Annotated in this window: 17 protein-coding genes; 10 read left to right on the top strand and 7 right to left on the bottom strand. The window is 66.7% G+C overall.

What is annotated here, in order from left to right; translation table 11 throughout:
- Positions 1 to 35: 35 nt before the first annotated feature.
- Positions 36 to 1,604, bottom strand: coding sequence for an FAD-binding oxidoreductase (locus tag AC1DRE_RS09215; RefSeq protein WP_476984338.1), 1,569 nt, complete (start codon positions 1,602 to 1,604; stop codon positions 36 to 38).
- 191 nt (positions 1,605 to 1,795) lie between these two features.
- Here AC1DRE_RS09215 and AC1DRE_RS09210 point away from each other — a divergent pair, with 191 nt between their 5' ends.
- The gene (locus tag AC1DRE_RS09210; protein WP_476984337.1) at positions 1,796 to 3,121 is read left to right on the top strand and encodes a PucR family transcriptional regulator; all 1,326 of its coding nucleotides are present in this window, start codon (positions 1,796 to 1,798) and stop codon (positions 3,119 to 3,121) included.
- 30 nt (positions 3,122 to 3,151) lie between these two features.
- Here the strand turns inward: AC1DRE_RS09210 and AC1DRE_RS09205 are convergent, their stop codons facing one another.
- Positions 3,152 to 4,372, bottom strand: coding sequence for an NADP-dependent isocitrate dehydrogenase (locus tag AC1DRE_RS09205; protein ID WP_476984336.1), 1,221 nt, complete (start codon positions 4,370 to 4,372; stop codon positions 3,152 to 3,154).
- Positions 4,369 to 6,213 (bottom strand): phosphoenolpyruvate carboxykinase (GTP), encoded by a 1,845-nt coding sequence (locus AC1DRE_RS09200; RefSeq protein ID WP_476984335.1) that lies wholly within the window; start codon positions 6,211 to 6,213, stop codon positions 4,369 to 4,371. The genes AC1DRE_RS09205 and AC1DRE_RS09200 overlap by 4 nt, the downstream gene beginning before the upstream one ends.
- A 246-nt stretch (positions 6,214 to 6,459) precedes the next feature.
- Between AC1DRE_RS09200 and AC1DRE_RS09195 the strand changes: the two genes are divergently transcribed.
- A complete protein-coding gene (locus AC1DRE_RS09195; RefSeq protein WP_476984334.1) occupies positions 6,460 to 6,945 on the top strand; it encodes a glutathione peroxidase in 486 nt (161 codons plus the stop codon).
- 56 nt (positions 6,946 to 7,001) lie between these two features.
- Here the strand turns inward: AC1DRE_RS09195 and AC1DRE_RS09190 are convergent, their stop codons facing one another.
- Together AC1DRE_RS09190 and AC1DRE_RS09185 are read right to left on the bottom strand one after the other, a co-directional pair.
- Complete coding sequence (locus tag AC1DRE_RS09190) at positions 7,002 to 7,478, bottom strand: DUF6278 family protein (protein WP_476984333.1); 477 nt, start codon at positions 7,476 to 7,478, stop codon at positions 7,002 to 7,004.
- Entirely contained in the window at positions 7,475 to 7,933 is a 459-nt protein-coding gene (locus tag AC1DRE_RS09185) for a hypothetical protein (protein ID WP_476984332.1), read from the bottom strand. Before AC1DRE_RS09185 ends, AC1DRE_RS09190 begins: the two co-directional genes overlap by 4 nt.
- Positions 7,934 to 8,177: 244 nt before the next feature.
- Between AC1DRE_RS09185 and AC1DRE_RS09180 the strand changes: the two genes are divergently transcribed.
- Genes AC1DRE_RS09180 through AC1DRE_RS09155 form a run of 6 tightly spaced genes read left to right on the top strand, consistent with a single transcriptional unit; the run spans position 8,178 to position 12,434 of the window.
- Entirely contained in the window at positions 8,178 to 8,558 is a 381-nt protein-coding gene (locus AC1DRE_RS09180; protein WP_476984331.1) for an ArsR/SmtB family transcription factor, read from the top strand.
- Entirely contained in the window at positions 8,555 to 10,294 is a 1,740-nt protein-coding gene (locus tag AC1DRE_RS09175; RefSeq protein WP_476984330.1) for a SulP family inorganic anion transporter, read from the top strand. The genes AC1DRE_RS09180 and AC1DRE_RS09175 overlap by 4 nt, the downstream gene beginning before the upstream one ends.
- 17 nt (positions 10,295 to 10,311) lie before the next feature.
- The gene (locus tag AC1DRE_RS09170) at positions 10,312 to 10,506 is read left to right on the top strand and encodes a hypothetical protein (protein WP_476984329.1); all 195 of its coding nucleotides are present in this window, start codon (positions 10,312 to 10,314) and stop codon (positions 10,504 to 10,506) included.
- Positions 10,503 to 11,231 carry a class I SAM-dependent methyltransferase gene (locus tag AC1DRE_RS09165; RefSeq protein WP_476984328.1) on the top strand — a complete coding sequence of 243 codons (729 nt, stop codon included), beginning with the start codon at positions 10,503 to 10,505 and terminating at the stop codon, positions 11,229 to 11,231. Before AC1DRE_RS09170 ends, AC1DRE_RS09165 begins: the two co-directional genes overlap by 4 nt.
- Positions 11,224 to 11,454: a hypothetical protein gene (locus AC1DRE_RS09160; protein WP_476984327.1), complete on the top strand. Its 231-nt coding sequence runs from the start codon at positions 11,224 to 11,226 to the stop codon at positions 11,452 to 11,454. Before AC1DRE_RS09165 ends, AC1DRE_RS09160 begins: the two co-directional genes overlap by 8 nt.
- On the top strand, positions 11,451 to 12,434 hold the full coding sequence (locus tag AC1DRE_RS09155) for a beta-ketoacyl-ACP synthase III (RefSeq protein ID WP_476984326.1): 984 nt from the start codon (positions 11,451 to 11,453) through the stop codon (positions 12,432 to 12,434). Before AC1DRE_RS09160 ends, AC1DRE_RS09155 begins: the two co-directional genes overlap by 4 nt.
- 32 nt (positions 12,435 to 12,466) lie before the next feature.
- Here the strand turns inward: AC1DRE_RS09155 and AC1DRE_RS09150 are convergent, their stop codons facing one another.
- Complete coding sequence (locus tag AC1DRE_RS09150) at positions 12,467 to 13,780, bottom strand: ATP-binding protein (RefSeq protein WP_476984325.1); 1,314 nt, start codon at positions 13,778 to 13,780, stop codon at positions 12,467 to 12,469.
- A 416-nt stretch (positions 13,781 to 14,196) separates the two neighbouring features.
- On the opposite strand from AC1DRE_RS09150, the gene AC1DRE_RS09145 reads away from it, so the two are divergent.
- A complete protein-coding gene (locus tag AC1DRE_RS09145) occupies positions 14,197 to 16,077 on the top strand; it encodes an HNH endonuclease signature motif containing protein (RefSeq protein ID WP_476984324.1) in 1,881 nt (626 codons plus the stop codon).
- A 37-nt stretch (positions 16,078 to 16,114) separates the two neighbouring features.
- On the opposite strand, the gene AC1DRE_RS09140 is transcribed toward AC1DRE_RS09145, so the two are convergent.
- Complete coding sequence (locus tag AC1DRE_RS09140; protein WP_476984323.1) at positions 16,115 to 16,684, bottom strand: hypothetical protein; 570 nt, start codon at positions 16,682 to 16,684, stop codon at positions 16,115 to 16,117.
- A gap of 332 nt (positions 16,685 to 17,016) precedes the next feature.
- Between AC1DRE_RS09140 and AC1DRE_RS09135 the strand changes: the two genes are divergently transcribed.
- Positions 17,017 to 17,655 (top strand): arsenate reductase/protein-tyrosine-phosphatase family protein, encoded by a 639-nt coding sequence (locus tag AC1DRE_RS09135; RefSeq protein ID WP_476984322.1) that lies wholly within the window; start codon positions 17,017 to 17,019, stop codon positions 17,653 to 17,655.
- Positions 17,656 to 17,659: the final 4 nt, after the last annotated feature.

Below are 17,659 nucleotides of genomic sequence, written 5' to 3'. Positions count from 1 at the left end.
CTTTCGGTCTCTGAGTTCTTGGGGTTCTTGGAGTTCTAGGAGTTCTTGGAGTTCCTGGCCGACGAGGGCCAGATGCCGTGGTTGCCCGGCGAGAGCGTTCCGGCGGGGTCCAGCGCGTCCTTGAGGGAGGTGTAGAGCCGGTTCAGGGCGTGGTCGTTGAAGTCGAAGTTTCCTGCCACGTGCTCGATCAGCGAGGGGTGGGCGCGGTATTCGCTCCAGCCCCATTCGGCGGCCTTTTCACACATGAGGTCGACGGCGGCGTGCGCGGCTGCCGCTTCGGCGGGGTCGTTCACGTCGAAGAAGACCATGCAGGCGCCCACGAGGCTGCGCGTGTTGGCGATCCAACCGAAGCCCGCCACCAGTCCGGCTTCTTCGAGGATGGTGCGGACCATGAGCTCGTGCTTGGCCGCGGATTCGCCGTCGAACGGGATCGCGGGCGAGAAGTCGATGTGGCCCACGTTTTCGCCGATGTGCTTCTTCATCATGTCCAGCAGGAACATGTTAGGGATGCCGGCCGGGACCAGGTCCAGCGGGTGCACTTCTTCCGGGCTGACGTCGCCGCGGTAGGACCGTAGGTCGACGGTGACGCCGGGAAGGTGGGCGACGGCGTCGGTGACAATGCGGCGCCGTGCCTCCACGATGGCTTCGTGGCCGTAGAAGGCGATGCGGGCGTGCCAGCGTCCCGGGGGCAGCGTCGCGGACAGCTTCGCCGTCTTCGACATCCCGGTGGTGTCCTCCATCGGGTTGGCCCGGCCGTCCTCGGGTTCCGGTGAGCTGGTGATCAGCGGCAGGCCTTGGATGGTGCCGTCCAGCACCAGAGGGCGGAGCGCGTCGATCAGCGGAGCGATGTCCTCGTCGTTGTGGCAGATGACCGCCCCGGTGGTGAACACCTCGGGTTCAGGCATGAGCCAGACGCCCATCTTGGACACGATGCCGAAGTTGGACTGCATGAACAGGCTGTCCAGGGACGGGCCAAAGCCGCGCTTGTGCCGCTGCCACATGGGGCTATTGCTCATTGCGCCCAGGCCGGTACGGACCACTTCGCCGGAGGCGAGGACCACCTCCATGCCGCAGACGGCACTGGCGTGGTCGCCGTTGACGGTGTAGCCGTAGCCGTGGTCCAAGGTGTTGCCGACTATGCTGCCCCAGCCGAGGTCCGGGACCGAAATCCAGAGCTTCAGCCCGCGGGCCTTGATCTCCTTGTAGAGGTCGAAGAAGCTGACTCCGGGCTCGAGCAGGGCGTAGCCGGCGGCTTCATTGATTTCCAGAATCCTGTTCATCCTGCGCAGGCTCAGCACGACGGAGCCGTTGACCACCGGTGCGGAGCCGCCGTAGCCGTAGTTGCGTCCGGTGGAGGAGGTCCAGAGCTGGATCTGCAGTTCGTTGGCGATCCGGACCACGGCCTGTATCTCTTCAACGCTGGAGGGCTGGACCACAAATGAGGGCTGGTAGTCCTTGGCGTCGTCGCCCTCGTAGGGGTCGCGGAAATCTTTAACCTGGCTTTCATCCAGCAGGACGGCGTCGGCCCCGAGGACCTCGGTCATCCGCGCAATGGCCTCAGTCAGGACCGACGATGAGTCTTTGAGTTCAGCGGTGGTTGTCATGTGCTGTGTCACGCTCCGTTGCTTGACGGGTGTTCAACTCCGAACACCGATTGGTTCAAGTGTGGTGTGGGGCACAGGGTTGGTTCTTGGTGCCGGACGGCAAGAAAAGCCGTTCCGTATGGCGCCCGGGAGCAAAGACCGTGCGCGCATCCCTATACTTGGCTTCCGGTAGGCAAGACCAAAGGGGGTTTATGGCAGTGATGAACTGGATGGAGAGCCTCCACCCGCCAGCGGACCGCGCCGGCGACGGTCCGGCGTCGGATCCAGAGATCATTGCCAGCGCCGAGGCGGAAATCGGCGCGCCAGCCACGGCATGGGCTGTCGAGACTGCCGCGGAGATAGTCCGCCAGGTGGATGAGGACTTCAGCCTCGCCGGGACGCCCGGCATGATGACAGGCACCGAGCGGGAGGGCTGTGAAGCGTCCCTCCTCACGACCTTGATCGGTTTGCACCGCGGCACCGCGGCGGCGGACATTGTGGCCCCTCGCGGTGCACAGGAGAACGTCCGGTTATCCGTGCGGCAGGGCGTCCCGATCGGTTCCGTGCTGCGCACCGTCTGGGCCTGCCACACCCGAGTCCAGGATGCGCTGCTCGCCGTCATCGAGCAGGAAGTCCCTCCCGATCGCATGGTCGCTGAAGTGCGCGAGCTCAACGCGGCGCTTTTTGCCTACGTGAATTCCTACGTCGTCGACCTCATGCACGGTTACGAGGACGAGCTCACCCTGTGGCATGGCAGGCTGCCCGCCGAGCGGCTGAGGGTCATCACCGCAATCCTCGACGGTGAAGAGCCGGGCGAAGACGCCGAACGCATTCTGGGGCTCAGGCTCGGCAGGCACCATCTGGTCGCCCTGGCGTGGCCCGCCACCACCGGGCACATCCCGGACCGTGAGGCGGCGCGTCAGCGGTTCGGCACCGACGCGGCAAAGGCGCTCGGCGCCGCCGGCTTTTTGACCTTCGACTACCAGGGCACCACGCTCTTCTGGTGGGCGTTCAACACCCGCCCGGACCCTTCTGTGGCAGGTGGGCTACGTGCTGTGCCACGTGCCGACTGGATCCACGTCGCTGCCGGACGGCCCGGTTCCGGGCTAGCCGGGCTACGGTACAGCTACTTAGAAGCCCAGCAGGCTGCCCGGGTCGCACGCCTTTCGCCACGGCAGAATTTCTGGGACTACGACGAAGCCGGGATGCTGTCACTGCTCCTTGCCGACCCGGAGGGAGCTGCCAGGTTCGTCCAGGTCCGGCTCGATGGGCTGCTGGGTCCGGACCAGAAACTGACCGACATCCGCGACACCCTCCGGCACTTCCTGCTGGCCGGAAGCAGCCGCCTCGCCGCAGCCCAAGCCCTGCATCTGGCCACCAACACCGTGGCGTACCGGGTCAAACGCGCCGCCGAGCTCCTCGGCCGGCCCATCAACGAGAACCAGGCGGGGACCCTGGCGGCACTGGAGATGGCGCACACCTTCCCACATCTCATGGACGCGCAAGCCCCTTATGCGAGGCGGAACTTCACCCGGTAACAACATAAGGAATCTCACTGACGTTGGGGGCTAGCCCAGGCGTGCCTTGAGATTATCGTCCAGTGCTGCGAGGAACTCCTCCGTGGTGAGCCATTCCTGGTCCGGTCCCACCAAAAGAGCCAGATCCTTGGTCATCTGGCCGGCTTCGACCGTCTTGATGACGACGTCTTCGAGAGTGACGGCAAAGTCAATGACGGCAGGGGTGTTGTCCAGTTTGCCGCGGTGCATGATTCCCCTGGTCCACGCGAAGATCGAGGCAATCGGGTTGGTGGAGGTCGGCTTGCCCTGCTGGTGCTGGCGGTAGTGGCGCGTCACGGTACCGTGGGCGGCTTCGGCCTCGACGGTCTTGCCGTCCGGGGTCATCAGCACGGAGGTCATGAGGCCGAGCGAGCCGTAGCCCTGGGCGATGGTGTCGGACTGGACGTCGCCGTCGTAATTTTTGCAGGCCCAAACGTAACCGCCTTCCCACTTCATCGCCGATGCCACCATGTCATCGATCAGCCGGTGCTCGTAGGTCAGTCCTGCCGCGTCGAACCGGTCCTTGAACTCGGCGTCGAATACCTCCTGGAAGAGATCCTTGAACTGGCCATCGTAGGCCTTCAGGATGGTGTTCTTGGTGGAGAGGTACACCGGGTAGTTCCGCTGCAGCCCGTACGCGAAGGAAGCGCGGGCGAAATCCCGGATGGAGTCGTTGAAGTTGTACATACCCATCGCCACCCCTCCCCCGTCCGGGTAGGTCACCACCGTCTGTTTGATCTCTTCGCCCCCGTCGGAGGGGGTGAAGGTCATGGTCAGCGTGCCAGGACCCGGGACCTTGAAGTTGGTTGCCATGTACTGGTCGCCGAAGGCGTGGCGGCCGATGATGATCGGCTTGTTCCAGCCCGGAACCAGGCGCGGGATGTTGGAAATGATGATGGGCTCGCGGAAAACGACGCCGCCCAGGATGTTGCGGACGGTTCCGTTCGGGGACGGCCACATCTTCTTCAGGCCGAATTCCTCGACCCGGGCCTCGTCAGGGGTTATCGTGGCGCACTTGACGCCGACGTTGTATTCCTTGATCGCGTTCGCGGCGTCGACCGTGACCCGGTCATCGGTAGCGTCACGGTTCTGGAGGGACAAATCGAAGTACCTCAGGTCCACATCCAGATACGGGACGATCAGGCGGTCCTTGATGAACTGCCAGATGATGCGGGTCATCTCGTCGCCGTCAAGCTCCACAATGGAGCCAACGACCTTGATCTTTTCGTTCATGCGGTCTCCTTGATTTCGGCGAAACGGTTCTTGAGATGTTGCAGCTCGGCCGCCAGTTCGCCGGGCAGCGACTCACCGAACCGGGCGTACCACTGATCGATGCTGTCGATTTCCCGGGCCCATTCCTGGGAATCGACCGCCAGGGCGGCACTGAGGTGTCCGGAGGTGACGTCGAGGCCTTCGATATCTAGGGACTCGGGCGCGGGGACGAAGCCGATGGGGGTTTCGATGGCAGCCGCTGTCCCCTCGAGGCGTTCCATGGCCCATTTCAGGACGCGCGAGTTGTCTCCGAACCCGGGCCAGAGGAAGCTCCCGTCGCTGCCGCGGCGGAACCAGTTGACCAGGAAGATCCGGGGCAGTCGGGCAGGGTTGGCCGTGCGGCCGGTCTCCAGCCAGTGGTTGAGGTAGTCCCCTGCGTCGTAGCCGATGAAGGGAAGCATGGCCATGGGATCGCGGCGGACGACCCCGACCTGACCGGCGGCTGCCGCCGTCGTCTCGGAAGACAGCGTTGATCCCATGAAGACACCGCCCGCCCAGTCCCTGGACTCGGTGACCAGAGGGATGGTTGTCTTCCGGCGGCCACCGAAGAATATGGCCGAAAGCGGCACACCCTCCGGCTGGTAGTACTCCTCGGCCAGGATGCCGACCTGGCTGATGGGCGTGCAGAAGCGTGAGTTGGGATGGGCCGCGGGCCGGCCGGAGGCGGGGGTCCAGTCCTGGCCTGTCCAGTCGGTCAGGTGCTCGGGGATGTCCCGGGTCATCCCTTCCCACCAGACGCCGCCGTCATCGGTGAGGGCCACGTTGGTGAAAATGGTGTTGCCCTTGGCGATGGCGTCCATGGCGTTGGGGTTGGTCTGCCATCCGGTGCCGGGTGCCACGCCGAAGAGGCCCGCCTCCGGGTTGGTGGCCCGCAGTTCCCCGTCCTTGCCCGGACGTATCCAGGCGATGTCATCCCCGAGGGTTTCCACCGTCCAGCCCTCCACGGTGGGGTTCAGCAGGGCGAGGTTGGTTTTGCCGCAGGCCGAAGGGAACGCCGCACTGACGTAGTAGGTCTTTTGTTCGGGGCTGGTGAGTTTGAGGATGAGCATGTGTTCCGCGAGCCAGCCCTCCTGCCGGGACATCGCGGACGCAATGCGCAGTGAGTAGCACTTCTTGCCCAGCAGCGCGTTGCCTCCGTACCCGGAGCCGTAGGACCAGATGGACCTCTCCTCCGGGAAGTGCACGATCCATTTCTCGTCGTTACAGGGCCAACTGACGTCCTGCTGGCCCGGTTCCAGCGGCGCACCGACGGAGTGCAGCGCAGGGACGAAGTCCGCGTCCAGCTCCACCATTTTGGCCAGGACGTCGGAACCGGTGTGTGCCATGATGCGCATCGACGCCACCACGTAGGCGCTGTCAGTGATCTCAACCCCGAATTTGGGGTCCTCCGCGTCGAGGTGGCCCATCACGAACGGGATTACGTACATGGTGCGCCCGCGCATGGCGCCGGCGAAGAGCCCCCGCAGCTTCTCTTTCATCTGCGCAGGCTCCATCCAGTTGTTGGTGAAGCCCGAGTCCCGTTCGTCTTCGGAGCAGATGAAGGTCCGCTCTTCGACGCGGGCGACGTCCTTGGGGTCGGAGAAAGCGGCAAAGGAGTTCGGGAACTTGGCCTCGGCCAGCCGCGTCAGCGTGCCGGCTGCGACGAGTCCATCGGTAAGCGCACGGTATTCGGCCTCGGATCCGTCGACCCAGTGGATACGGGCCGGTCCGGTGAGGGCGGCGACCTCCCCGACCCAGTCCAGAAGCCGATCAGAAGCAACGGGGGCGGTGTCCAGGAGGCTGGAGTATGTGGTGTTGTGCACGGTTTTTCTTCCTTCCCCCGCACTTACGACGGGCGGGGCGGTCCTAGAAAAGTCATGGAAATTGTTCGCAAAGCCTCGGCCAGGGCTGACAGGAATCAGTAGCGGCCGTCCGGGCACCGGTAGAGAATCCGGCGAATGCTTTACTATTTGATGAATACATCATCTAATATAACAGTCAATCAGTGATGCGGGTCGCCCTGCCGTCACCGCGACCCCCTTGGACCCACAACTTTGCGAGGATGCCCCATGACCGCTCTGCACTCCATTCCACTCACCCTCATCGACGGAACGGACACTGACTTCGGCCGCTTCAAGGGGGAGGTGGTGCTGGTGGTGAACGTCGCGTCCCAGTGCGGGTTCACCCCGCAGTACGCGGGGCTTGAGGCGCTGCACAACAAGTTCCGCGACCAGGGCTTCGCGGTGCTGGGCGTTCCGTGCAACCAGTTTGCCGGGCAGGAGCCGGGGGCCGACGCCGAGATCGCCGAGTTCTGCGAACGAAACTTCGGCGTGACGTTCCCGCTGACCACCAAGGCAGACGTCCAGGGTGAGAACCAGCACCCGCTCTATGCGGAACTCACCAATTTCAAGACCGGCGAACTTCCGGACCTGGTGCAGTGGAATTTCGAGAAGTTCCTGGTGGACCGCGACGGCGCGGTCATGGCGCGTTTTTCCCCCGGTTTGGCGCCGGACTCGCCCGAGATCATCGAGGCCGTCCAGTCAGCCCTCGCCTGAGCCTGACGCAGGGCCAAGGGCGGGCCGTCACCGGCAGGGATGCTGCCGGCAGGTATTTAGGGCCTCGCTGTCAGACTTTCGGCGTAGGGCAGGACGGTCCTCAGGTCGGGGGCGCCGGTTTCCAGGCGCGCCCGGGCGAGGGCGATGACGTCCAGGTCGGTGTTTTCGGCAAGGCGGACGACGGGGTGACCGTTGGGCAGCAGGCGCCACCGCGCCACGGGGAGGTTCCGGACCAGGACGGTGCCGATGAAAAGCCCGGTTTCAACCCTGAGTCGCCATGTCGCCGGCCGGTTCCTGTCCGGCCCGGCGAGGAGTCCTTCGAGTACCTCGATCCCCGACGCGGCGTCAGCGAGCGTTGCGCCGCGGGCTGCGGTCCATTGACGGAGGCTGCTGCACTGCCCCAGATGGGCAGTGAGCTGTTTCTCCGCGGCAGCGGTGCCGAGCGCCGGTTCCCTGGTGAAGAAGATTGCATAGTCCCGGGGGGTGCCGGTACCAGGGTTGTGCCGGGAAAAATCCGCGGGCTGTCCGCTCATATCCTGAGGCCTCCCGTTACCACCCGGGTGAGGGGAATCCCCGTCTGGAGTTCGTGTCCGTTGAGGGAGCTGTAGGCGGTGATGCGGCGATCCTCCCCCAGACCGGCCAGGGAAGCCCGGGGGAAGAGGGCCGTGACGGAGGACCCCGCGCAGGACGCGCCGCCGCGGGGATGCACTGTGCGGGTGGCGGTCCCGAAATCGTAGGTGGACAGGCCGGTGACGCGCCCGTCCCGGAGGCTGACCGTGAGGTGCCGGACCGTGGTCCGGTCCGCGTCGCCGGCACGGAGCCCGACCAGGTAGCTTCCCTTGCCTGGCGGCCTGTTCAATTCGAATTCCACGCGCACGTCCGGGCCGGAGGAGTCCACCGAGACACCGGCAATGAGCGGAGCCGGAGGCACGGGGGCGGGAACGGGCGCTGGCCGCTCGACGCGCGACTCCATCCGCGGGTCCCTCATGGCCGGGCCTCTGCGGTCCGGCGGGCCGTGGCCGCCGCCGTGGTCATTGTCGCGCAGGGCATGCGGTGCCCCTTTCCCCGGTCGGGCAAAGTGGCTGCCGATGCCCTTGGCCGGTGTGGAGTGTCCGTCCGGTCCACTGAAACCCGGGCCTGACAGGGAAGGAACGTTCCGACCCCTGTTATATTGGATGATGGATCTATAAAATAGTCAAGCAAGTGCAGATTGTGATCGGCCGGAGGCAGACATGGAAGAATTCTCGGATTTCCGGGCGCCGTTGTACGAGGTCAAGGCCAACCTTTTCAAAGGCCTGGCGCATCCCGTGCGGATCAGGGTACTGGAGCTGCTGTGCGAGGCACCGGAGGTGTCCGTGACGGATCTTCTCGCCGCCACCGGGCTGGAGGCGTCGCATCTGTCCCAGCACCTGTCGGTGCTGCGCCGCTACCACCTCGTGAAGAGCGAACGCAGGGCACTACAGATGTTCTATTCACTGGCGTACCCGCAGGTCGCTGACCTGCTGTCCGTGGCACGTTCGCTGCTCAATGACATTCTGCACACCACCCGCCAGCAGCTCGAACATTCGGCGGCCGCGTCGCCGCTGGCCGGGGCCTCAGGCAGCTCACAATGAAGGCCCTGACCGCGGCCCGGGCGCTTCTGCCCGGCCGGGGGGACTATGCAGATGTGCCCCGCACCTGGAAAGGGGACCTCATCGCCGGGGTCACGGTGGGCATCGTCGCCCTCCCCCTCGCTCTGGCTTTCGGGGTGAGTTCCGGCGCCGGAGCGGCCAGCGGACTGATTACCGCTGTGATCGCCGGCATCGTCGCCGCCGTCTTCGGTGGTTCCAACATCCAGGTTTCGGGCCCGACGGGGGCGATGGTCGTCGTACTGGGTCCCGTCATCGCCGCACACGGCCCCGGGGCCCTGGCCGCGGTGGCCGTCCTCGCCGGGATCATCGTCGTCGCCGCCGGTGTCCTCAAGCTCGGCCGGGTGGTGACCCTGATTCCCTGGCCGGTGATCGAGGGATTCACCCTCGGGATCGCCATGATCATCTTCCTCCAGCAGGTCCCGTCCGCCTTCGGCGTCAAAGCCGGACCGAACAGCAACGCCGCCGTGTCTGCCGTGCAGGGACTCGCAACGGCGTCCCCCGCAGCCCTCCTGGCCCCGCTGGCACTGGTGGCACTGGTCGCCGTCATCATGATCGCCGCACCCCGGATCCACCCGCAGATCCCCGGTTCCCTCATCGCCATCATCATCGCCAGCATCGCAGCCCAGGTACTGGACATGCCGGTGGCGCGGATCGGCGCCCTGCCCAGTACCCTGCCGGCCCCGGTCATACCCGCGCTGGATTGGGGCACCGTGGCTGCCCTGGCCGGGCCGGCCGCGACCATCGCCGCCCTCGCCGCGATCGAGTCACTGCTTTCGGCCCGGGTTGCCGCGTCGATCTCCGACACCGGCCCTTACGACGCGGACCGTGAACTCGTGGGCCAGGGCCTGGCCTCCGTCTTTTCCGGGTTTTTCGGCGGCATGCCCGCCACCGGCGCCATCGCCCGCACCGCGGTGAACATCCGCTCAGGCGGCCGGACCCGGCTGGCCGCCGTCACACACGCACTGGTGCTGCTGGGTGTGGTGTACCTGGCCACCGGCCCGGTCTCCCGGATTCCGCTCGCCGCACTCGCCGGTGTCCTGATGGTCACCGCGACCCGTATGGTCTCCGTCAGCACCCTGCGCAGCGTCATTGGCTCCACCCGGGCCGACACGGTCGTTTTCTTCGTCACCGCCCTGATCACCGTGTCCTTCGACCTGATCCAGGCCGTCGCCATCGGCATCGCCGTCGCGTCCTTCTTCGCCCTGCGCACCCTGGTCAAGTCCAGCGGCGTGCACCGCGAAGAGATCCCCGGCCCCATTCAGGAAGGCGACGAGCACATCGCCGTGTTCCGGCTCGACGGTGCCCTGTTTTTCGCTGCGGCCGAACGCGTCCTGGACCGGGTCAGCGCGATCCGCAACGTCGATGTGGTCATCATCCGCATGTCCCAGCTCCAGGTCCTGGACGCAACCGGCGCCCGGGTCATCACTGACATCGTCAACGCCCTCGAACGCCGCGGTATCACCGTGCTGATCAAAGGCATCCAGGAACGCCACCTGGCCTTGGTCACCAAGGTAGGTGTGCTGGAATCCCTGCGCCACCACAAACACCTGTTCGATGATCTGCCGCCCGCCGTGGAACACGCCCGCAGCCACGTCACCCGCGCCAGGGCCGCCCGTACCGCAGAAAATCCCGCACAGGACAAGGCGCCCAACGCCGGCCAAGACCCCGCCCGTGGCCGGGGCGCGGCAGCCACTCCCGGCCGCGCCACGGACCGATGAATGATCAGGAGCATCCTTTGCCGCCAACAGCGCCCCTGGAATCCCGGGCCGAACCGGACCGCCTGCCGCTCTACCTCCTGGGTTTCGGACTCGCGGCCCTTCTGCTGTTCGACCTCCCGGCACTTTTTGCGGGGCCCACGAACCCGGCCTGGCTGGCCGCGGTGGTAATGACCGGCCCGACCGTCGGCATCCCCGCCGGGATCGCCGCATGAGCGTGGACGGCATGCCGCTGCCGGCGTGGAAGCACGCAAGGGGACGGCCCGGCTACCCCGCCGACGCCGCGGCCTGGAACCGCTGGTACGCCGAAACGGACTACGGCTGGGCCCCTGCCAGCTCGTCCGTGCGCTCGGAACTCAACGGGCTGGTCCCTGGACGGGCGCTGGACCTCGGGGCCGGGGACGGCCGCCACGCGGTGTGGCTGGCCGGCCGCGGCTGGCACGTGCAGGCCATCGATTTTTCCACCGAAGCCCTGCTGATCGGACGCGAACGCGCCTTCGCCGAGGGCGTCACGGACCTGATCACCTGGTCGGTGGCCGACGTCACCGCCCACACCCCGGGACCGGGGAGCCTGGACCTGGTCCTGGCCGCCTTCCTTCACCTGCCCGGCACGGACCTTGAGGGCACCATAGCCCGCACCGCCCCGGGTCTGGCCCCCGGCGGGCTCTTCCTGTACATCGGCCACGACCCGGCGGACCCCCGCGAAAGCGCCCTCGGACCAAGGACCGCAGCAGTGCTGCACGACAGCGCCCGGGTGGCCGCCTGGGCCAGACGGTCCGGACTGCAGGTTGAATCAGCCGAAACCCGGTCCCGGCCAGTTCCCGGTTCCCGCATCCCCGCGCTGGACTGCGTCGTTCTCGCCCGCAGTCCGGTCCCTCCCGCCCCGTCTCCGTCCGCAATTCCCGGCCCGCCCCGTGTACAGGAAGACAGTCATGGATAAATACCTCAAGAACATCTGGTCAGCTTCGGCGGAACTGGAATTGATCCAGTTCCGGACCGATCAGGCCCACGAGGACCTCGTCCAGGCCCTGTGCGAGGCAATGGCGGCACAAATATCCCCGGCCTCCGTCGCGGCTGCCGCCAACCTGAGCCTCAGTGAACTCTTCGACACGCTCCGCAGGCCCAGGACCACCCCTTCCCCCCAGACCAGGAGCCACTCATGAACCCTTCCCCGCCCCGCAGCATGACGGACGCGGCTGTCCACGGATCCCGTGTGGTCGGCGTCGGGTCCTACCAACCTGAAAGGGTCCTCACGAACAGTGAACTGAGCCTGCTGGTGGACACCAGTGACGAATGGATCCGCAGCAGGGTGGGAATCGAATCGCGCCGCATCGCGGACGCCGAATCCGTGGCCGACATGGCCATCCGGGCCGGACTGGACGCCCTCCAGGATGCCGGGATGGACGCCACGGACCTGGACCTGATCATCGTTGCCACCGTCACGGCCAAGGACCGCTCCCCCAGCACCGCCGGCCGGGTCTCGGCCAGCATCGGCGCCGGGTCCCCGGCCGTCTTCGACGTCAACGCCGCCTGTTCGGGTTTCACCCATGCGATGGCCATCGCCGATCAGGCGATCAGGGCCGGGTCCGCAACCACGGCCCTGGTCATCGGAGCGGAAAAACTCAGCGACTTCACCGACTGGACCGACCGGAGCACCTGCGTCCTGGTCGGCGACGGGGCCGGCGCCGCAATCCTGACCGCCAGCGACGAACCCGGGGTCGGGCCGGTCCACTGGGGCTCAGTACCGGCCCTCGCACAGGCAGTCAGAATAGAAGAACCCTCCCTGCATCTGGAGCAGGAGGGCCTCACCGTCTACCGCTGGGCCATCACACAGGCAGCGCAACTGGCACGCCGGACCTGCGAACTGGCGGGAATCCGCCCCGAGGATCTCGCCGCGTTCATTCCGCACCAGGCGAACCTGCGCATCATCGAACCCCTCGCGGACCAGCTCGGCATCCCCCGGGCAATCACTGCCCGCGACGTCATCCACTCCGGGAACACGTCATCGGCCAGCATCCCGATCGCCCTGGCCAAACTCGTCCGCAGCGGGGAAGTACCCCCGGACAGCCCCGCCCTGCTCTTCGGGTTCGGCGGCGGGTTCGCCTTCGCCGGCCAGGTCATCCGCACACCCCGGAACACATGAGGCTTCGAGTGGTCCCCCACGCGGTGGGCGGCTCAGTCGCCGCCCTGTTCCAAAACTGATGTGGCGATGAGCTGCCCCACGGCTGCCGCGACGGCGGCCTGGTAGCCTTCCGACCGGCCGTGCCGGTTGCCGACTTCTTCGGCCAGCCGGTCCAGCGGGACCGCCGTGGCGGTGGCCTCCCAGATGGCCGGCCCGATCCCGCTCAGCCGCACTATCTCCGCGTCCAGCATCACCAGCAGATCGTCGCCGACAGCCACCGCATCCTTCGGATCGGCCCGCCGGATCCACCCGTCCGGGATATCCCCGGACACGGCTTCTGCCAGGCGCGCTTCCCACTCAGGCTTGGAGCGGCGCCGCTTCCGGAAGAGCGGTTCCAGGGCCTCCGGCAGGTCCGCGGCCTCGGAGTACGTCACCTGCCAGACTCCCCCGACGCGGTCGACCAGCCGGCACAGCGACTGCAGCGGCTCGTCGATTTCACCCTGCGAGGACGAAACAGGGACCAGCGCCAGCAACGCCTCCGCCAACGGCAGCTGGCGCAGCACGGGGGCCGGGCGGTCCTGCTGGTCGGCGCCGTGGTCGGCGCTGCGGCCCGCTGTGGGGTCCGCCGTGGGGGCCACGTCAAGGGCCGCAGTTGGGGCCGCGTCAACCCGGTCCAGCAGCACGATGGACTGAATGAACGGTTTGGCCGGCGCCGGCTGAAGTCCCAGTTCGTCCGGGCCCACCTGGTGTATGGGCTCCCCGGGCCCCTGCTTCACGGACAGCGGCTTGGGGTAGGGAACCACAGAGCCGTCCGGGCCGATGGCCACGGTTTCGTCCGAAATGTAGCCGTACGTTCTTGCCAGCACCGAGGCTGCCGTGGTTTTGCCCGTTCCCGGCTTGGCCACGAGGGCCACCACGGCCCCGGTCACGGGTGAGGCCACCGCGCAGGCGTGCAGCATCATGAGCTCCCCGGCGTTCTCCAGGATGGCGGCAACAGTAACCCGGGAGGTGACGGTCTCGGCCAGCTCCTCAAAGGAGGCGGCCTGCAGGGCGAACGTCCCGCCGTCGTACATCGACAGATACGAGATGGAAGCGGAGAACGGCGAGGCCTCCGTGGGTTCCTTGGGCAGCGGCGGAATCAGGGGCGCCCCGCTGCCGGCACATCTCGCCCAGGCAGAGCGCATGTTTTGCTGCTGCTCCTCCGTGACCGAGCGGCCCCAACGCACAGCGAACTGCGTGCCCAGGACGTCGATCCAGAGCAGTTCCCCGCCGCTGAGCAGATCCTCAAAGAGCCGCGCATCCCATCCGTTTGAGAAATCCCACTCAAACGGCGGCTCCCGGCCGGGTTCCCTGTCCTCACCGCTCACGACTCCCCCTCAAGTCCAGGCCGGTTACTGCTCTGCGCTGCCCGAAATTTCGATCAGCCGCTGGGCACCGATCACGCCACACCTTTGACTACCCTGCGGCGGCTGAATCCGCCGTGCCCGTCATTGCTGGTGACTTCCGCGTTCATGACCTCAGACAATTGCGCCCCCGACGTTGTTTTGGCTGGGGCCGTCCCTCTTGGACCGGCCGAAGACCGCGCCGCGTTTTCACCGGCTGCGCCCACTCTCCCCGACGGCGCCAAAGGTTCGCGCAAGCGATTTGCAGGACTTCATCAAGGTTTGCTGTGTCAATGCGAAGCGGAGCTTGCGAAGCATCGCGTAGCTAAGCGTCGTGCAGCTAAGAGTCGTAGGTAAAGGGGCAGGGCTTAAATGTCGCACCCCTCTGGTTGAGTTATCCCATGGAAGCCATCGGAGAACTCGCCCCGAACCAGGCCCCGCGCCTCGGGCGGTTTTCCACCGCGCCATTTGCTCCGACGATTCCGATGCGGACCCTTCGCACGGTACGTCCGGTTAGTGTCGTCGCCGCGGGTCCACCGGATACAGCTCAACCGGATACAGCGTCCGACGGCGGGAGCACCGGTGATCTGTTCCGGTGCGTTGAGCTGTTGCAAGGTTTGGGGTCGAGGGCTGTTGCGGACGCCGAGTTGCTGGATTTTCGGGCAGCTGCTGATTTCGCCGCCAGGGTGGAGGAAGCTGCCCGGAACCTTGAATTTTTGCAGGTGGTCGCCGCCGGAGCTGTGGAACGCAGCCGACGTCAGGCACAGGCGGAAGCGCGCTCAGCCGCCGTCGGCTCAGTCTCAGCGGGCTCAGGTCCGGCCGGGTCCGGTCCGGCCGGGTCCGGTCCGGCCGGTTCAGGTCCGGCCGGTTGGTTCACCGGCGGGGGCCCGGAACCGGCCGCGGCGGATCATGCGGTGCCCCCGGCGCCGAGCTCCGCCGGACCTGATCCGGCCGATGACGGGTGCCGGAACGCGGCCGAGTTCCTCCGAGACAGATTGCGGATCGGCATCGCCGAAGCCCGCCGCCGCCTCGCCCTCGCGTCCGCGGTGCTGCCCCGGGCGGGGTTCAGCGGGCACATCGAGCCGGCGGAACGGCCCGTGCTCGCGGCCGCCGTCGCCGCAGGGACTGCGGCGTCCCGGTCCGCGACCATCATCGCCCTGGCCCTGGAGAAGGTCCGGCACCACGCCCCCGAGGAAACCTTGGCCCGGATGGAACACCAACTGACCCGGCAGGCTGTGGAGAGTGATGCCGATCTGCTGTCCCGGGTCGCCCGTCGCTGGATCGAGGGGATCGATCAGGACGGGTCCGAACCGTCTGAGGAAGAACTCCGCCGCCGCCAGGGTGTGTTCCTCCGGCAGGTCCGCCGCGGCCTGCAGCACATCGAAATCTTCGCAACCCCGGACCAATGCGAACCCCTCCTGACCGTCATGAACACCGCCACCAACCCCCGCACCCGCGCCAGCGGCGCTGTGGACAGCGACGCCGACAACAACGAAAACAGCCGCGGCGACGGAACCGACTCCAGCGGGACCGGCGGCGCAGCTGATGCCGATCTGGACCGGCGGACCCGTCCGCAGCGGCTCCTCGACGGCCTGGTCGGCGCCTGCAAAGCGTCCCTCACCACCGGAGGCCTGCCGGCGGCGGGCGGGCTGAAGCCCCAGGTCATGGTTACCATCGACTACCGCGACCTCCTGGACCGCCTCGACCACACCACCAACCAGGGACCCCGCTACCGCTCCGCGGCCACTGGCACCAGCAACGGCACTGGCGCCGGCACTGCTGGGCCGGCCGGACCCTGGGACACGGACCACGGCAGCGAGACCACCCTCAGCCCCGGAAGCACCGCCAGGCTCACCGGCACCGGCACCGGCTCGTTCACGTTCACCGGCCCCGTCCCGGCGTCCATAGTCCGGAAAATCGCCTGCGACGCCGACATCATCCCCGTCCTGCTCGGCAGCCAGGGACGCATCCTGGACATCGGCCGCACCACCAGGATCTTCCCGCCCCACATCCGCAAAGCCATCACCGCCCGCGACCAAGGCTGCGCTTTCCCCGGCTGCACCATCCCCGCCCCCTGGTGCGAAGCCCACCACATCTCCTATTGGTCACACGGCGGACCCACCAGCACAGACAACGGAACCCTGCTCTGCAGCCATCACCACCATTTGATCCACAAGGAACAGTGGCACATCCAGGTCAAAACCGGGGTCCCGTGGTTCATCCCGCCACCCCATATCGACCCACGCCAAAAACCCCGGCAAAACACCTACTTCAAATGCTGAAAATTTCCGGCGCTGCTCTAGAGGCTGAGGCGCTGCTCTAGAGACTGATGAGGGAGCTGGAAGCCAGAATTGTCGGCACCTGCTTCCCGTGCTCCTGGAAAGTGATCACTGCGGTCACCGAGAAGTCGAGGTGATCTGTCTTCCCGCCGCAGTATCCGTAACCGTCGATCGCGAAGTCCACCTCCGTGAGGCCCGCGGTAGCGGCCAACATGAGGTCCGCCGTGCTAGTGCCACTCCTGAGGTTGTGCGTCGTCGAAACGCTGGCGGCGCCCATACCTAAGGATGAAAATGTCAACAACAGGTCGCCGGTGACCGGCGTCCGCCGGGGTCCCTGCAAGGCCGATGCAAGCGGCGCTACCGGGCTCATGGTCAGTTGAACGCTCAGCGAACCGGCGAGGTCGCCGAGTCCCCGCAGACTGAGCATGACGGGTACCTTGACGGCGGGCCGCAGGTGGCCCGCCTCATTGGGATGCGTGATCGAAGGAATGGCACGAATGCCTGAAACCAGCGCGGCGGAAGCCTGAGTTGCCGAACCTGCCGTTGCCGAGGCCGGCGTGATCGATGCCGCTGCGGCCGCCGCCGCGGGCACGATCCTAAGAGGCGGCATGGCCGCGACGGACCTTGTGTCGGCCCACATCGCCCTGCTCCGAGTGGCTTCGGCAGGTTCCGTGGCGCGATATGCGAGTTCTGACATCTTCGTCCCCCGTACATTCGGTTGGGGATCCGCGACGGACCGCCCAGCTGCTGCGGCCGGGATCTCACCGGCTGACTCCACTGTGCACACTGTGCCTCTGGTTTGCCTCAATCGAGCCGCAAGACTCGGTCAATATCTGCTGATGTCTCTGGGCGATTCACCCCCGGGCCGGGGCTGCCCTGCGTGTTAAGTTGAATATCCGGGATCGCACCGATCTGCCAGCAACTCCGGAAAGAGCCCTCACCGTGGAATCGCCAACGCCCATACGGATCCTGACAGTCTGCACGGGAAACATCTGCCGCTCCCCCGTGGCCGAACGCCTGCTGCAGGCCGGACTGGACCAGGTCCTGCCCGGCGGCTTCGAAGTGCGCAGCGCCGGAACCCGCGCCATGGTGGGCAGCCCCATCCAGCCCCTCTCCGCGGACATCGTCCGGATGTACGGCGGCACGGACAAGGCGTTCGCCGCCCGGCAGCTGACCGCCAAGATCCTCCGCGACACGGACATCGTGCTGACCATGACGTCCAAGCACCGCGGCGAAGTGCTGCAGCTGGACGCCTCCCTGCTCAAGCGCACGTTCACCATCCGTGAGTTCGCCCGCATGCTGGAGGCACTCGAGGAACGCGACGCCGCCTCCTCCGAGGCCGCCGCCGCCTCCGCCGAAAAGGCGCCCTCGGCAAAGGCGTCCGACGCCGGCACGCTCTGGCGCGGGCTGTCCGCCCGCCTCGCCTCCGTCCGGCACCTCGCCCTGGCGGCGGACAGCGCCGACAACGAAGTGATCGACCCCTACAAACGGGGCCCCGAGGTCTACCGCCAGATGGAAGACGAACTGGCCCCGGCCATCCTCACCATCCTCCGCTACGCCCGGCTCAACACGCCCACATAAACAG

Source organism: Arthrobacter sp. P4_H3 (genome assembly GCF_056400885.1).
This window is presented reverse-complemented; position numbering and strand designations above follow the sequence as displayed.

Excerpts from the sequence above, each read along its gene's own strand:
- AC1DRE_RS09215 (WP_476984338.1), bottom strand. The coding sequence starts at position 1,604 with ATGACAACCACCGCTGAACTCAAAGACTCATCGTCGGTCCTGACTGAG.
- AC1DRE_RS09210 (WP_476984337.1), top strand. The coding sequence starts at position 1,796 with ATGGCAGTGATGAACTGGATGGAGAGCCTCCACCCGCCAGCGGACCGC.
- AC1DRE_RS09205 (WP_476984336.1), bottom strand. The coding sequence starts at position 4,372 with ATGAACGAAAAGATCAAGGTCGTTGGCTCCATTGTGGAGCTTGACGGC.
- AC1DRE_RS09195 (WP_476984334.1), top strand. The coding sequence starts at position 6,460 with ATGACCGCTCTGCACTCCATTCCACTCACCCTCATCGACGGAACGGAC.
- AC1DRE_RS09190 (WP_476984333.1), bottom strand. The coding sequence starts at position 7,478 with ATGAGCGGACAGCCCGCGGATTTTTCCCGGCACAACCCTGGTACCGGC.
- AC1DRE_RS09185 (WP_476984332.1), bottom strand. The coding sequence starts at position 7,933 with ATGAGGGACCCGCGGATGGAGTCGCGCGTCGAGCGGCCAGCGCCCGTT.
- AC1DRE_RS09180 (WP_476984331.1), top strand. The coding sequence starts at position 8,178 with ATGGAAGAATTCTCGGATTTCCGGGCGCCGTTGTACGAGGTCAAGGCC.
- AC1DRE_RS09175 (WP_476984330.1), top strand. The coding sequence starts at position 8,555 with ATGAAGGCCCTGACCGCGGCCCGGGCGCTTCTGCCCGGCCGGGGGGAC.
- AC1DRE_RS09165 (WP_476984328.1), top strand. The coding sequence starts at position 10,503 with ATGAGCGTGGACGGCATGCCGCTGCCGGCGTGGAAGCACGCAAGGGGA.
- AC1DRE_RS09160 (WP_476984327.1), top strand. The coding sequence starts at position 11,224 with ATGGATAAATACCTCAAGAACATCTGGTCAGCTTCGGCGGAACTGGAA.
- AC1DRE_RS09155 (WP_476984326.1), top strand. The coding sequence starts at position 11,451 with ATGAACCCTTCCCCGCCCCGCAGCATGACGGACGCGGCTGTCCACGGA.
- AC1DRE_RS09145 (WP_476984324.1), top strand. The coding sequence starts at position 14,197 with ATGGAAGCCATCGGAGAACTCGCCCCGAACCAGGCCCCGCGCCTCGGG.
- AC1DRE_RS09140 (WP_476984323.1), bottom strand. The coding sequence starts at position 16,684 with ATGCCGCCTCTTAGGATCGTGCCCGCGGCGGCGGCCGCAGCGGCATCG.